Below are 13,213 nucleotides of genomic sequence, written 5' to 3'. Positions count from 1 at the left end.
GAGAAAACGCAACCCAGCCACCAGTTTTGGCGATAGGCCCGACGGGGATTGCGACATGGTCCCGGCGCCGTTCGGTCCGGCTTGGTTCGCGCTCGCCCTGTTTGCTGAACCGTCGAGGGCGGATCCTCGTGGACATAACATCACGTGCACCGGGGAAGGGGGAAAGGCCATGTATTACTACCTGTTCATCGCAATGATCGGCGTTGAACGCCTGGCCGGTCTCGTCGTCGCGTACCGAAACGCTCAATGGTCAATCGCCCACGGGGGCAAGGAATTCGGCCTCGACCACTTCCCGGCGATGGTCAGCCTGCATGCATTGCTGCTGGTTTCGTGTCTGGTGGAGGTCTGGTCCCTCGGACGCCCGTTTGTGCCCTGGCTGGGCTGGCCGATGCTCGCGGTCGTGGTGCTCAGCTGCGTCGTCCGCTGGCGCTGCGCGGCGGCCCTGGGAAGACACTGGAATCCGCGGCTGATCGTGATCCCGGGCGCACCGCTGGTTCGGCGCGGTCCATATCGATGGGTGCGCCACCCCGACTACATCGCGGTGGTCGCCGAGGTCGCGGCGCTGCCGCTGATCCATTCGGCGTGGCTGACGGCGATCGCGTTCAGCATTGCCAACGCGCTGCTGCTCAACGTGCGAATCCGTCTGGAAAACGCCGCATTGACCTACGCCTGAGCGATCACGGCGCGATCGGCCGGTTGGTCCACTCCCGGTCGGCCCGCCGCGACGAACGGAACCATCCGCCGGCCGCGCCGGTGCCGCCGTCCGTCGGAATCGTGTGGCCGGTGACGAAGGCGGACAGGTCGGAGGCCAAAAACAGGATCACGCGAGCCTGGTCCTCGGGCAGCCCCATCCGTCCCGCCGGAACCCACTGCGGCCACTGCGCTTGTTCGGCTTCGGACAGCCACCGCGAGTAAGGCACCTGCAGCGATTCGGTGACGTCGGGGCCAATGGCGTTGACCCGCACGCCGTCACGGCCCACCTGAACCGCGAGGCTGCGGGTGAAATGAATGACGGCCGCCTTGAACGCGGCGTAGACCGGATCCTCGGGGTAGCCGCGTAACCCCTCGACGGAGGAGACGTTGACGATCGAGCCGCGCTGTTGACGGACCATCGCCGGCAGGAACGCGCGCGTGACCAGGAAGACGTGGTGCAGGTTGATGCGGTAGAGCTCGTCCCACAATTGTGGGTCGGTGTCGACGAAATTGCCGGGATGACGCAGCCAATGGCCGACATTGTTGACCAGCACATCGATTCGGCCGAAGCGGTCCAGCACCGATCGCGCCAGGGCGCCAACCTGATCGGCATCTCGCACGTCGATGACGATCGCCCAGGCCGATCCGCCCGATGCCGAGATCTGGTCGGCGGTGCGCCCTGCCAGCTCGGCGTCGATATCGGCGATGACGACCCGGGCGCCGTGTTGGGCGAACAGCTGCGCGGTCGCCCCGCCAATACCGCCACCGCCACCCGTCACCACCGCGACCCGATCGCCCAGCAGTGCGGCGGCGTTGGTTGGCTGTTCCATGTTCACATCTTCGAGCACTCGCCGAAATCGATTGGCATCGAGGCCGAATTCGCCGCGCCTTCGCCCGCCCGGGAACGACGACGAGTCTCTCGATATCTCGAAAGTGATTGGACCACGGGGATATTCGGGAAACACTTCGTTCGTCGAAGTTCTCGAAATCCGGATGTGTGCGCGTCCGGCACCCGCACTGGCGCGATCGAAACCCGTTGAATCCACGGGCCGTCGCGGGCTCCGAACCGGCACGGGACGGAAATGCGTTTGCGCCACCAGTCCCCGAATCGGCCCCGACGCCGATACAGTGGGGCTCGTGAGCCGAGCAGCCCCACCTGTGCTGACCGTGCGGTACGAGGGATCCGAACGGACTTTTGCACCAGGCAACGATGTGGTTGTCGGACGTGACTTGCGGGCGGACGTCCGTGTCGCCCATCCGCTGATTTCCCGGATTCACCTGGTGTTGCGCTTCGACCAGGGCCGGTGGGTCGCCATCGACAACGGCAGCCTCAATGGCCTGTACGTGAACAACCGGCGAGTTCCGGCCGTCGAAATCCAGGACGGCCAGCGCGTCAACATCGGTAACCCGGACGGGCCGACGGTGACGTTCGAGGTCGGCCGCCATCGGGGCTCCGCCGGGACCCCACCGCTGACGACGTCGATCCCCATTTCCACCGGGTCATACGACCCGCGGCTCGCGCAAGGGCGCCCGCCGACGGGCTCGGTCGCGCAGGGCCTGCCCCCGCAGCCACCGGCGAGCCCGTCGCGGCCGATGCCGACATACCCACCCGGCGGACAGCAGCCCGGCGCGCCATCGGGGCCGCTCCCGACGCATCCGACCGGCTCGCAGCCGAGCCATCCGTCGGGGCCGTTGCCGTCCAACCCGACGGGTACCCAACCGGCCGGGCCGGCTAGTGGTCCTATGTCGTCGCCGCACATTTACCGCGCCGAACCGGCGCAGGTTCCCCCCGCGGCGCCGGCCGACCCGCCGACCGCCATGACCAGCCGTGTCGGTGGCGATGGCGCGAACCTCGCAACGTCGATGATGAAGATCCTGCGGCCGGGCAAAGCCGGAGTGGACGCGCCGGGCGCGATCAAGATCGGCCGGGCCAACGACAACGACATCGTCATTCCCGAGGTGCTGGCGTCGCGCCACCACGCGACCCTGATCCCGACGCCGGGCGGCACGGAGATCCATGACAACCGCAGCATCAACGGCACCTTCGTCAATGGTCAGCGCGTCGACTCGGCGCTGCTGAAGGACGGCGACGTCGTCACGATCGGCAACATCGACCTGGTGTACGCCGACGGCGCGCTGGCCCGCCGCGACGCGGACACCGCGGCCGAGACCCGCCTCGGCGGCCTGGACGTGCGCGGGGTGACCTGGACGATCGAAAACAACAAGACGCTGCTCGACGACATCTCGCTGGGCGCCAGTCCCGGAACCCTTACGGCGGTGATCGGTCCGTCCGGCGCCGGCAAGTCGACCTTCGCCCGACTGGTGGCCGGCTACACCCACCCCACCAACGGCACGGTGGCGTTCGAGGGCCACAACGTCCATGCCGAATACGCCTCGCTGCGCAGCAGGATCGGGATGGTGCCGCAGGACGACGTCGTGCACGGTCAGCTGACCGTCGAGCACGCGCTGGGGTATGCCGCCGAACTTCGGCTGCCGCCCGACACCACCAAGGCCGACCGCGAGCAGGTGGTCGCCCGGGTGCTCGAGGAGCTGGAGATGACCCAGCACCTGCACACCCGGGTCGACAAGCTGTCCGGCGGTCAGCGCAAGCGCGCCTCGGTGGCGCTGGAGTTGCTGACCGGGCCGTCGTTGCTGATCCTCGATGAGCCGACGTCCGGTCTGGACCCCGCGCTCGACCGGCAGGTCATGACGATGCTGCGGCAATTGGCCGACGCCGGCCGCGTGGTGCTGGTGGTCACGCACTCGCTCACCTACCTGGACGTCTGCGACCAGGTACTGCTGCTGGGTCCCGGCGGCAAGACCGCGTTCTGCGGGCCGCCCGCCCAGATCGGTGCGGCCATGGGCACGACGAACTGGGCCGACATCTTCAGCTCGGTCGCCGGCGATCCCGACTCGGCCAAGGCGCAATACCTGGCCCGGACCGGCCCGCCACCACCACCGCCGCCGCCGGAGAAACCCGCCGAGATCGGCGATCCGTCGCACACCAGCCTGCTGCGGCAGTTCTCCACGATCGCGCGGCGGCAGATGCGGTTGATCGTCTCCGACCGGGGTTATTTCGTCTTCCTCGCGCTGCTGCCGTTCATCATGGGTTCGCTGTCGATGTCGGTGCCGGGCACCGTCGGCTTCGGCGTCCCGAACCCGGTGGGCAATGCACCCACCGAGCCGGGGCAGATCCTGGTGCTGCTCAACGTCGGTTCGGTGTTCATGGGGACCGCGTTGACGATCCGAGATCTCATCGGCGAGCGCGCCATCTTCTTGCGCGAACAGGCGGTCGGCCTGTCCACGTCCGCGTACCTGTTGGCCAAAGTCTGCGTCTATACCGTGTTCGCGATCGCGCAATCGGGCATCGTCACCGTCATCACGCTGCTGGGCAAGGGCGGACCGACGCAGGGTGCCGCGGCGCTGGGCAAGGCTCCGCTGGAGCTTTTCGTCGACGTCGCGGCGACAACCGTCGCCTCGGCAATGCTCGGCCTGTTGTTGTCGTCCATCGCGAAATCCAACGACCAGATCATGCCCTTGCTCGTGGTAGCGGTGATGTCGCAGCTGGTGTTCTCCGGCGGCATGATTCCCGTCACCGGCCGCATCGGGCTCGACCAGATGTCCTGGGCAACCCCGGCGAGGTGGGGCTTCGCGGCGTCGGCGTCCACGATCGACCTGACCAAGTTGGAACCGGGCCCTCAAGTCCCGAAGGACGGACATTGGCACCACAATGCCGGCACGTGGTGGTTCAACATGGGCATGCTGATCGCGCTCAGCGTTTTCTACCTAGGCTTCGTGCGCTGGAAGATTCGCCTCAAGGGCGGGCGCTGACCACTCGACGATGGGGCCGGCGATCCCGAGTGGGTGGCTACGCTCCCTTGCGGACCACTTGCTCGGCGGCGGCATGCATCCGGTCGGACAGTTGAAGCAGGGAATGTTCGCCAACCCCGTTGGGGAGGGTGTACGCCAGCTGTCGCAATTCAACGGCATAGTTGCGCAACTCCTGGCGGAGGCGTGTCTCACTAGTCGGCATGACGTCTCCCGAATTTCGATCAGCCAATTTCAAGATCATCCCAGCCGCAAGCCATTTCCGCGACGCATGCGGCGGATATTAACGGGAGCTTGACAGCGTTTTTACAGACGGTGTCCCCAAGTGACCGGCGGTCAGGGGTGTGCGGCGACAAACGTCTGGTTCGGAACACCGGCGGCGAGGCCGGCGGCATCGAACGGTGCGTCCAGCCGGGCATGCAGTCTTTCGCGATCGACCAGCAGGCTGATCTCGGCGGTCTGGCGCGCGAACAAACGCCCGAAAGTCGGGTAAAGCCAACGCATTACCGCTCTGCCCGCGGTGCCGCAGTGGGCAGCGCAATAGCCGACGTGGCCCAATTCGTCGGTCAGGATCTCGGCGTAGAGGCGGTCGATCCGTGCGGCGACATCCGGTTCGTCGGCAAACAATTCGACGCCGATACGGCGCAACTCGTCAAACATGATGCAGCCGGCCATTTCCGCGGCGCCGACAAACGGGAATCCGACTCGCTCGGGCAGAAACACTTCCATCTTGACGAATTGGCGCATCACGAACGGCGGCACCACCACCTGGAACGGCAGCTCGAAAATGTCGAGCACATAGGCCAATAGCCGGGTGTGGTAGTGCTCCTCGAGCGCCAGATAGATTCGCTCCGGCGGTTCGTCCGCACCGCCGATGCGCCCGTAGGTGTCGCCCAGGTCCACACCGAATCGCTCCGCCTGATTGAGTTTTGCGGTCGCCAGCAGGAACAGCATCTGGCGGGACCGCCCCGGCTCGGGCCGGCGGCGGCGCAGATTCCGCAGGAACACGCGTCGATCGATCGGATGGGCCGAACGCACCGGGTCGGCCTCCAATGAGGTGAAGAAGTCCTCGCGGTTGGCCAGCCGGCGATGCAAAAGATCGGCGTCGCCGTCGCGCTGCGCCAGGTACTTTCGGTATCCGTCGATGCCTGTGTCGGTCATGGTGTCTCCATTCCTTTGACGACCGTCTTGACGTACCGGTCCAACAGCTTGGCCCGCGATTTGGACGCGCCGCTGGTGGCGAGCAACGCGAACAGGCCCGTCATGAAAATCACGCCGAGCTCTTCGGCGTCCGCGTTGCGCGGCACCCGACGCTCGTCTTGGGCTTCCTTGATCGCCGAGATGACGAATTCGGCCAACGGGTGGTCCGCGGTCTCGTCTACCACCGGTCGCGTCGCGGAGAAGTGCAGAGCCAACATGTCTCGGAACACCACCGGCCCCAGGCGTTCTTCCGCGGCAAGTACCTGACGCACCAGCAGGCCGAGCAGCGTCGTCAGATCACGGGCCTTGTTCGCCTTGGTGACGAGTCTGGCGACAATTTTTGCTTCTTCAGCCCGCTCCAGCTCGACCAGCACATGTTCCTTGGTCGGGAAGTGGAAATAAAAGGTACCCCGCGACACCCCGGTGGCCGCGGCGATCGCGGCGACGTCTGCGCCCGCCAATCCGGACTGCCCGATCTCGGCCACCGCGGCGTCGAACAGGCGGGCACGGGTCTGTAATCGCTGCGCCTCTCTGGCGTTGACGACCGGCGACGACATGCCAGGACCATACCCATTTCACTGACGATCGTCAATGACGACCGTCAGCGAAAGCCGGCGACACGCGTGACGGCCTGCGAGGCACGGGCGTAACGTCAGGGCGAAACGGCGCGGCGGCGTTACGCTGATCGCGGCTGGGTGAACAGGCAAAGGGGCCCGGATGGACTTCGAACTTGACGCCGCGCAACGCGCGTGGCTCACCGAGGTTCGCGACTTCCTTACCGAAAACGTCACCCCGGAACTGAGAGCCGAACTGGCCGAGCACGATCTCGAATTCCCCGACGGCGAGGTGGCCCGATTCCGCCGCACGATCGGCGACAAGGGCTGGTTCGGACTGAACTGGCCGCGCGAGTACGGCGGCCTCGGACTCGGCGCGGTGCATCAACACCTGCTGATGAGCGAGTTCGAGTACTGGGGCGTGCCCGGACCCGACCTGACCGTCACCTCGGTGGCGCCGATGATCATGCGGCATGGCACCGAGCAGAACAAGACCGAGTGGCTCCCGCTGATCGCCAAGGGCGAAATGATCTGCGCCGTGGGCTATTCCGAGGCCGAGGCCGGAACGGACCTGGCCAGCCTGCGGACCCGCGCGACCCGTGATGGCGAGCATTGGGTGATCAGCGGCAGCAAGATCTGGAACAGCGGGGCGCAGCGTGCGACGCATGAGTGGCTGTGCGTGCGCACCGATCCGAATGGTGGGCGCCATCGCGGGATTTCCGTCATCATCGTGCCGATCGACAGCCCGGGTGTCACGATCCGCCCGCTCTACGCGTGGTCGGGTTACCGCACCAACGAGGTGCATTTCGACGACGTGCGGGTCCCCGTCACGAACCTGGTGGGTGAAGTCAACCGAGGCTGGACCTACATCACCGGCGCGCTGGATCTGGAACGCGGTGCGCTGACCAACGCGGGCGATCTGCGTCGCGCCGTGGACGAGTTGCGCGAACTTGCCCGCAGCCCGCGGCGCGACGGTTCGGTGCCGGCCGAGGATGCGGGGGTTCGGCGTCGGCTGGCGCAGGCCGAAGCCGACGTCGAGGTGGCGACGTTGATGGGCTACGAGGCGGCCTCGATCCTGGACAGCGGCGTGATTCCGACCGTGGAGGTCAGCGTCGAGAAGGTCTTCACCAGTGAGCTGCGGCAGCGCATCGCCGATCTGGCGCTCGATCTGCTCGGCCCCGACGGCCTGCTGGCGCATCGCAGCGAAACCGCGCCTCTGGCAGGCAAATTCGAAAGGCTGTACCGGGCCGCTCCGTTGATGCGCTTCGGTGGTGGCACCAACGAGGTGCTGCGTGATGTCATCGCCCAGCGCGGGCACGGAATGCCGTCCTATGGGCGGTGACGCATGAAAGCGATCCCCACCGCCGAGCAGCGTGAGTTCGCGGCGTCGGTGCGCGCGCTGCTGTCCGCGGAGTGCCCGGTCACTCTCGTGCGCGGGCTCGGTCAACCCGGCGCCGATCGAAGTACCCCGACGCTGTGGAAGGCGCTTGCCGACGCCGGCGTGTTCGGCCTCGGGACTGCCGAGGAGTACGGCGGTTCGGGCGGCTCGCTCGACGATCTCGCCGTCTTCTACACCGAAGCCGGCCGCGGGCTGTGTCCGACGCCGGTGCTGAGCACCATTACGGCGGCGCTGGCCATCGATCAGCTCGGCTCGCCGGACGTCAAGACGGCGTGTCTGCCGGGGCTGGCCGGCGGGACGGTCCGCGCAACCACGGCATTGTGGAACGCCCGTGACGCCGCTGATGTTTCGGCCGTGCTGCGCGCCGCCCCCGACTCGACCGGGTGGCGGCTCGACGGGGTCGCGGACTACGTCGCCGACGCCGACGTCGCGGACCTCATCGTCGTGTCGGCCGCGGCGGGCGAGCGCACGCTGGTGTTCGCCGTCGTCACCAGCACGACGGGAGTGAGCCTGGAGCCGCTGACCATGGCTGGCGGATACCGGGCGTTCGCGGTGCGCTTCGACAATGCGATCGTCGGCGCCGAAGCGCTGCTCAACGACGCTGACGTTCGAACGGCATTGCGCCGCTTGGCCAATGCGTCGGTGGCTCTGGGGTCACTGGACCTGGTCGGGGTCGGGCAGGCGGTGTTGGACCGCACCGTCGAATACACCAAGCTGCGCCATCAGTTCGGCCGCCCAATCGCGTCCTTCCAGGCGGCGCAGCATCTGATCGCCAACATGCACATCGCCCTGGCCGCCGCGCGATTGGCCGCGCACTCCGCCGTGTTCTGGATCGCGCGGGGACAGGTGGCGACCAGGCAAACGGCCATTGCGCGCATCCATGCCGGGACGGCGGCCCGGCTGGTCACCCTGGACGCCCACCAATTGCACGGCGGGATCGGCTATGTGACCGAAACGGATCTGCACTTGTGGACCGAGCGAGCCAGGCTCGGCTCCACTCTCGGTGGCGGGCCCGACGTCGCCGCGGCCTGGCTGGAAGAAACCCTGGAGGAGACCCGTGAGTGAGGACACCCTGATCGACGCCGAATCGGCGTCGCGAGTGGGTACCGTCGCCGCGACCGCGACCGGCGAGGTGAATCGGCGTGATTGGCAGCGGTGGGCGGCGGCGGTCGGTGACCACAATCCGCTGTATTTCGATCCGGATTACGCTCGCGGCAACGGCTTTCGCGACATCATCTGCCCGCCGCTGTTTCTGCAGTACGCCGTGCTCGGGGTCGCGCATCTGGATTCGCTGCGGCCCGATGGTTCCTCGGGCGCGGTGTCGGGCAGTCTTGCCTTTCCGCGCGCGCCGAAACGGATGGCCGGCGGCGAAAGCTTCACCTTCCATCTGCCGGCCTATCATCGCGACGAGATCGAAATGGTGCGCACCGTCGAGTCGATCGTCGAAAAGCAGGGCCGCTCCGGCAGATTCGTCCTGGTCACCTGGCACACGGTGTACCGCAACCAGCACCGCGAGCTGGTCGCCGAAGCCTCGACGTCGATGATCGCCCGACCCTAGGAATCCGATGGCACAGGTGTTTTACGACGACGTCGAGGTGGGCGAGCAGATCCCCGCGCTGTCCGTCACCGCCGACGAAACCCAGCTGTTCTTTTTCAGCGCCGCCACCTACAACGGCCACCGGATCCACTACGACAAAGAGTGGGCGCGCGAGGTCGAAGGCTACGACAACGTCTTGGTGCAGGGTCCGCTTCAGGCGGCGCTGCTGGCCCGCGCGCTCGGCGACTGGATCGGCGGGCGCGGCCGGCTGGTGTCCTTCTCGGTGCAGAACCGGGCCACCGCATTGCCCGGCGAGCCACTGATCTTCGGCGGGGTGGTCACCGCCAAGCGCCTGACCGACGGGGCCGGCCTGGTGGATCTCGACATCACCGGCCGCCGCGACGACACCGTGCTGATGCCCGGAACCGCGACGGTCGAGCTGCCCCTTCGCGAAACCATCAGCGGTGCGCCGTCGTGACGGGACTGCGTGGCGAAGCGGCCGTCGTCGGCATCGCGGAGTTGCCGGCGCAGCGGCGTCCGACCGGGCCGCCGCTGTTCACCCTCGACCAGTACGCGCTGCTGGCGAAGCTGGCCGTCGAGGACGCCGGCATCGATCCGGCGCACATCAACGGCCTGCTCACCCATGGCGTGGCCGAATCGGCGATGTTCGCCCCGGCGACGTTGTGCGAATACCTCGGCCTGGCCCTGGATTTCGGCGAACGAGTCGACCTGGGCGGGGCGACGTCGGCCGGAATGATCTGGCGGGCCGCGGTCGCGATCGAACTCGGTATCTGCGACGCGGTGCTCGCCGTGGTACCCGGGTCGCTGCACGTGCCGCAATCCGAACAGCGCCCGGCGCCGGCCCCGAATTGGTATGGGGCGTCGTCGAACAACTATGGGTCGCCGCAGGCCGAGTTCGAAATCCCGTACGGCAACCTGGGTCAGAATGCGCCGTACGCGCAGATCGCCCAGCGCTACGCCGCGGAATTCGGCTATGACCCGGCCGCGGTCGCCAAGATCGCGGTCGACCAGCGCACCAATGCCTGCGCGCATCCCGGCGCGGTCTTCCACGGCACCCCGATCACCGTCGACGACGTCCTGGACAGCCCGATGATCGCCGACCCGATCCACATGCTCGAGACGGTGATGCGCGTGCACGGGGGAGTGGGCGTGCTGCTCGCCAACGCCGACATCGCCCGCCGCGGCCGCCATCGCCCGGTGTGGATAAAGGGTTTTGGCGAGCACATCGCCTTCAAGACCCCGACCTACGCCGACGACCTGCTGCATACCCCGATTGCGCGTGCCGCCGGCAAGGCCTTCGCGATGTCGGGGCTGGAACCCTCCGATGTCGATATCGCGTCGATCTACGACTGCTACACGATCACGGTGCTGATGAGTCTGGAGGATGCCGGCTTCTGCCCCAAAGGCCAAGGCATGTCCTGGGTTGCCGAGCACGATCTGACCTACCGCGGCGACTTCCCGCTCAACACCGCCGGCGGTCAGCTGTCGTTCGGCCAGGCCGGCATGGCCGGCGGCATGCATCATGTCGCCGACGGCGCGCGGCAGGTGATGGGACGCGCCGGCGGCGCGCAAGTGCCGGACTGCCACACCGCGTTCGTCACCGGCAACGGCGGGATCATGAGCGAGCAGGTCGCGCTGATCATGCGGGGGGACTGAGGTTATGACCTTGCCGGTTCCCGAACCCACGCCGGTCTCGAAGCCCTTCTGGGATGGCCTGGCCCAGCACCGAATCGTGCTGCAGTACTCGCCCTCGCTGCAGCGCTGCGTCTTCTATCCCCGCACGCTGGCCCCGGCAACGCTGGCCGACGACCTGGAATGGCGCGAAATCGATGGTGCGGGAACCCTGTACACCTTCACCGTTGCCCGCCGGCCCACCGCCCCGCCCTGGGGCGATGCGATACCGCAGTTGCTCGCCGTGGTGCAGTGGGACGTCGGGCCGCGGATCAGCACCGAACTGGTGGATATCGACCCGAGTGACATCCGGATCGGCATGCGGGTGGCGCCGGTGTTCTACGATCTGCCGGAAGCCGGCATCACCCTGTTGAGATACCGGCCGGCATGACCTCAACGGTGAGGTCGGAGGTGCGGATGGACGATGGCGTGCAGGCGATGCTCGACCAGTTGAACGCCGGATTTCCGCGCGTCGAATCCATGACCGGTGCGCAGGCGCGCGCCGCGGTGGCCGCACGGCGGATGCCGGTTACCAACTCCGACGATGTCGCGAGCGCCGCCGACCGGTCGGTTCCGGGGCCCGACGGTGACATCGGACTGTTCCACGGCTTCATGACCATTCAATCCTTCGGGCCGGCCGCATCGGCGCGGCGGCTGGTCTGCGCCGACCTGCGCCGCCTGCTGCGCTCGTCTTCGGGTGCGTCGACATGACCGAAGCAAGTGACGTCATCGTGATCGGCGCCGGGTTTGCCGGGTTGTACGCCGTGCACCGGCTGGCCTGCTCGGACCTCTCGGTGATCGCCCTTGAGGCAGCCCCCGATGTGGGTGGCACCTGGTACTGGAACCGCTATCCGGGCGCGCGGTGCGACGTCGAAAGTGTGGACTATTCCTACTCTTTCGACGAAGAACTGCAGAAGAGCTGGCAGTGGAGCGAACGCTTTGCCGCCCAGCCGGAGATCCTCGCCTACCTGCGGCACGTCGCCGACCGCTACGGCCTGCGCCGCCACTACCGATTCGGTGTCGACGTAGTGAGTGCCGGCTTCGATCGAGGTCGCTGGCAGGTAGAGACCGCGACCGGCCAAACCTATGCGGCCCAGTTTCTGCTGTGCGCAACCGGCTGCCTGTCGGCGGTGAATCGGCCCAATATTCGAGGCGCTGAAGACTTTTCGGGCGAGGTGTATTTCACGGCCGCGTGGCCGCGCGAAGACCCCGATCTGCGCGACAAGCTGGTCGGCCTGATCGGCACGGGATCATCCGGGATCCAGGTGGCGCCGATCGTCGCTGCTCAGGCGCAGAGCCTCGTCGTATTCCAGCGATCCGCGAACTACACCATCCCCATGCCCAACCGGCCGTGGTCGGCCGAGGAACAACGAGAGATCCAGGAGCAGTATCCCGAGCGCCGCCGGACCTCGTCCTACGCGGCGGCCGGCACACCGCACGGCACCTATCACAAGAACGCCGTGGACGCCGAACCCCAGGAGCAGGCCGACGCGCTGTGGAAGCGCTGGCGCGAAGGTGGCGTCCTGTTCGCCAAGACGTTCCCCGATCAGACCAGCGACCTGGCCGCCAACGACATCGCCAGGCGGTTCGCCGAGGAGCGGATCCGGGAAATCGTCACCGATCCCGTCGTCGCAACCGATCTCATCCCGGTCGATCACCCGATCGGAACCAAACGGATCTGCACCGACAACGGCTACTACGCCATCTTCAACCGCGACAACGTCCGGTTGGTCAACCTGCGCCGCGAGCCCATCACCGAAATCACCGCGCACGGGGTACGAACCACGGAAGCGACGTATCCCCTCGATGTGCTGATCTTCGCCACCGGCTTCGACGCCATGACCGGGGCGTTGACCCGAATCAACCCGACCGGGCCCGGGGGAGAGCGGCTACGGGACATCTGGGGTGACGGCCCGCTGACCTTCCTCGGGCTGATGGTGCCGGGCCTGCCCAACCTGTTCACGATCAGCGGCCCGGGCAGTCCCTCGGTGCTGGCAAACATGGTGCTGCACGCCGAGGTTCAGGTCGACTGGGTCATCGACCTGGTGCTCGCCGCAAGACGACTCGGGGTGACCGAGGTCGAACCACGCCACGACGCGGCCGTTGCCTGGACCGAGCAGGTGGCCCAGGCCGCGGAGCGGACCCTGTTCCCGAGGGCCGCATCGTCGTGGTATCTGGGTGCCAACATCGAAGGCAAGAAGCACACCTTCATGCCCTACGTCGGAGGGTTCGGCACCTATCGGCGCCACTGTGACGAGGTGGCCCAACACGATTACGCCGGGTTGGTGTTGACGACCCGATGAGATCGAC

At 67.0% G+C, this 13,213-nt stretch carries 14 protein-coding genes; 10 read left to right on the top strand and 4 right to left on the bottom strand.

What is annotated here, in order from left to right; translation table 11 throughout:
• Nucleotides 1–169 precede the first annotated feature (169 nt).
• Entirely contained in the window at nt 170–673 is a 504-nt protein-coding gene (locus G6N55_RS03845; protein WP_085225177.1) for an isoprenylcysteine carboxyl methyltransferase family protein, read from the top strand.
• A gap of 4 nt (nt 674–677) precedes the next feature.
• Here G6N55_RS03845 and G6N55_RS03840 read toward each other — a convergent pair whose 3' ends face one another.
• Nucleotides 678–1,523 (bottom strand): SDR family NAD(P)-dependent oxidoreductase, encoded by an 846-nt coding sequence (locus G6N55_RS03840; RefSeq protein WP_085225360.1) that lies wholly within the window; start codon nt 1,521–1,523, stop codon nt 678–680.
• A 298-nt stretch (nt 1,524–1,821) separates the two neighbouring features.
• Here G6N55_RS03840 and G6N55_RS03835 point away from each other — a divergent pair, with 298 nt between their 5' ends.
• A complete protein-coding gene (locus G6N55_RS03835; protein WP_232078916.1) occupies nt 1,822–4,524 on the top strand; it encodes an FHA domain-containing protein in 2,703 nt (900 codons plus the stop codon).
• Nucleotides 4,525–4,561: 37 nt separating this feature from the next.
• Here the strand turns inward: G6N55_RS03835 and G6N55_RS29340 are convergent, their stop codons facing one another.
• From G6N55_RS29340 to G6N55_RS03825, 3 genes are all read right to left on the bottom strand, one after another.
• Nucleotides 4,562–4,726 carry a hypothetical protein gene (locus G6N55_RS29340; RefSeq protein ID WP_169718516.1) on the bottom strand — a complete coding sequence of 55 codons (165 nt, stop codon included), beginning with the start codon at nt 4,724–4,726 and terminating at the stop codon, nt 4,562–4,564.
• Between the two features lie 131 nt (nt 4,727–4,857).
• Nucleotides 4,858–5,682, bottom strand: coding sequence for a hypothetical protein (locus tag G6N55_RS03830; protein ID WP_085225179.1), 825 nt, complete (start codon nt 5,680–5,682; stop codon nt 4,858–4,860).
• The gene (locus G6N55_RS03825) at nt 5,679–6,278 is read right to left on the bottom strand and encodes a TetR/AcrR family transcriptional regulator (protein WP_085225181.1); all 600 of its coding nucleotides are present in this window, start codon (nt 6,276–6,278) and stop codon (nt 5,679–5,681) included. The genes G6N55_RS03830 and G6N55_RS03825 overlap by 4 nt, the downstream gene beginning before the upstream one ends.
• Before the next feature lie 160 nt (nt 6,279–6,438).
• Between G6N55_RS03825 and G6N55_RS03820 the strand changes: the two genes are divergently transcribed.
• The 8 genes from G6N55_RS03820 to G6N55_RS03785 are packed head-to-tail and all read left to right on the top strand — an operon-like array spanning nt 6,439 to nt 13,206.
• On the top strand, nt 6,439–7,617 hold the full coding sequence (locus G6N55_RS03820; RefSeq protein WP_085225183.1) for an acyl-CoA dehydrogenase family protein: 1,179 nt from the start codon (nt 6,439–6,441) through the stop codon (nt 7,615–7,617).
• Nucleotides 7,618–7,620: 3 nt separating this feature from the next.
• Nucleotides 7,621–8,739: an acyl-CoA dehydrogenase family protein gene (locus G6N55_RS03815; RefSeq protein WP_085225185.1), complete on the top strand. Its 1,119-nt coding sequence runs from the start codon at nt 7,621–7,623 to the stop codon at nt 8,737–8,739.
• A complete protein-coding gene (locus G6N55_RS03810) occupies nt 8,732–9,232 on the top strand; it encodes a MaoC family dehydratase (protein ID WP_085225187.1) in 501 nt (166 codons plus the stop codon). Before G6N55_RS03815 ends, G6N55_RS03810 begins: the two co-directional genes overlap by 8 nt.
• 7 nt (nt 9,233–9,239) lie before the next feature.
• The gene (locus G6N55_RS03805; protein ID WP_085225189.1) at nt 9,240–9,689 is read left to right on the top strand and encodes a hotdog family protein; all 450 of its coding nucleotides are present in this window, start codon (nt 9,240–9,242) and stop codon (nt 9,687–9,689) included.
• Nucleotides 9,686–10,888 carry a thiolase family protein gene (locus G6N55_RS03800; RefSeq protein WP_085225191.1) on the top strand — a complete coding sequence of 401 codons (1,203 nt, stop codon included), beginning with the start codon at nt 9,686–9,688 and terminating at the stop codon, nt 10,886–10,888. Before G6N55_RS03805 ends, G6N55_RS03800 begins: the two co-directional genes overlap by 4 nt.
• A 4-nt stretch (nt 10,889–10,892) precedes the next feature.
• Complete coding sequence (locus G6N55_RS03795) at nt 10,893–11,294, top strand: Zn-ribbon domain-containing OB-fold protein (protein WP_085225193.1); 402 nt, start codon at nt 10,893–10,895, stop codon at nt 11,292–11,294.
• Nucleotides 11,291–11,614 (top strand): hypothetical protein, encoded by a 324-nt coding sequence (locus tag G6N55_RS29550; protein ID WP_197747383.1) that lies wholly within the window; start codon nt 11,291–11,293, stop codon nt 11,612–11,614. The genes G6N55_RS03795 and G6N55_RS29550 overlap by 4 nt, the downstream gene beginning before the upstream one ends.
• Nucleotides 11,611–13,206 carry a flavin-containing monooxygenase gene (locus G6N55_RS03785; RefSeq protein ID WP_085225197.1) on the top strand — a complete coding sequence of 532 codons (1,596 nt, stop codon included), beginning with the start codon at nt 11,611–11,613 and terminating at the stop codon, nt 13,204–13,206. The genes G6N55_RS29550 and G6N55_RS03785 overlap by 4 nt, the downstream gene beginning before the upstream one ends.
• The last annotated feature ends 7 nt before the right edge of the window (nt 13,207–13,213 follow it).

The organism is Mycobacterium florentinum (assembly GCF_010730355.1).
GTDB classification, from domain to species: Bacteria; Actinomycetota; Actinomycetes; order Mycobacteriales; family Mycobacteriaceae; genus Mycobacterium; species Mycobacterium florentinum.
This window is presented reverse-complemented; position numbering and strand designations above follow the sequence as displayed.

Coding starts and splice junctions, on each gene's coding strand:
- G6N55_RS03845 (WP_085225177.1), top strand. CDS start 170: ATGTATTACTACCTGTTCATCGCAATGATCGGCGTTGAACGCCTGGCC.
- G6N55_RS03840 (WP_085225360.1), bottom strand. CDS start 1,523: ATGGAACAGCCAACCAACGCCGCCGCACTGCTGGGCGATCGGGTCGCG.
- G6N55_RS29340 (WP_169718516.1), bottom strand. CDS start 4,726: ATGCCGACTAGTGAGACACGCCTCCGCCAGGAGTTGCGCAACTATGCC.
- G6N55_RS03830 (WP_085225179.1), bottom strand. CDS start 5,682: ATGACCGACACAGGCATCGACGGATACCGAAAGTACCTGGCGCAGCGC.
- G6N55_RS03825 (WP_085225181.1), bottom strand. CDS start 6,278: ATGTCGTCGCCGGTCGTCAACGCCAGAGAGGCGCAGCGATTACAGACC.
- G6N55_RS03820 (WP_085225183.1), top strand. CDS start 6,439: ATGGACTTCGAACTTGACGCCGCGCAACGCGCGTGGCTCACCGAGGTT.
- G6N55_RS03815 (WP_085225185.1), top strand. CDS start 7,621: ATGAAAGCGATCCCCACCGCCGAGCAGCGTGAGTTCGCGGCGTCGGTG.
- G6N55_RS03805 (WP_085225189.1), top strand. CDS start 9,240: ATGGCACAGGTGTTTTACGACGACGTCGAGGTGGGCGAGCAGATCCCC.
- G6N55_RS03795 (WP_085225193.1), top strand. CDS start 10,893: ATGACCTTGCCGGTTCCCGAACCCACGCCGGTCTCGAAGCCCTTCTGG.
- G6N55_RS29550 (WP_197747383.1), top strand. CDS start 11,291: ATGACCTCAACGGTGAGGTCGGAGGTGCGGATGGACGATGGCGTGCAG.
- G6N55_RS03785 (WP_085225197.1), top strand. CDS start 11,611: ATGACCGAAGCAAGTGACGTCATCGTGATCGGCGCCGGGTTTGCCGGG.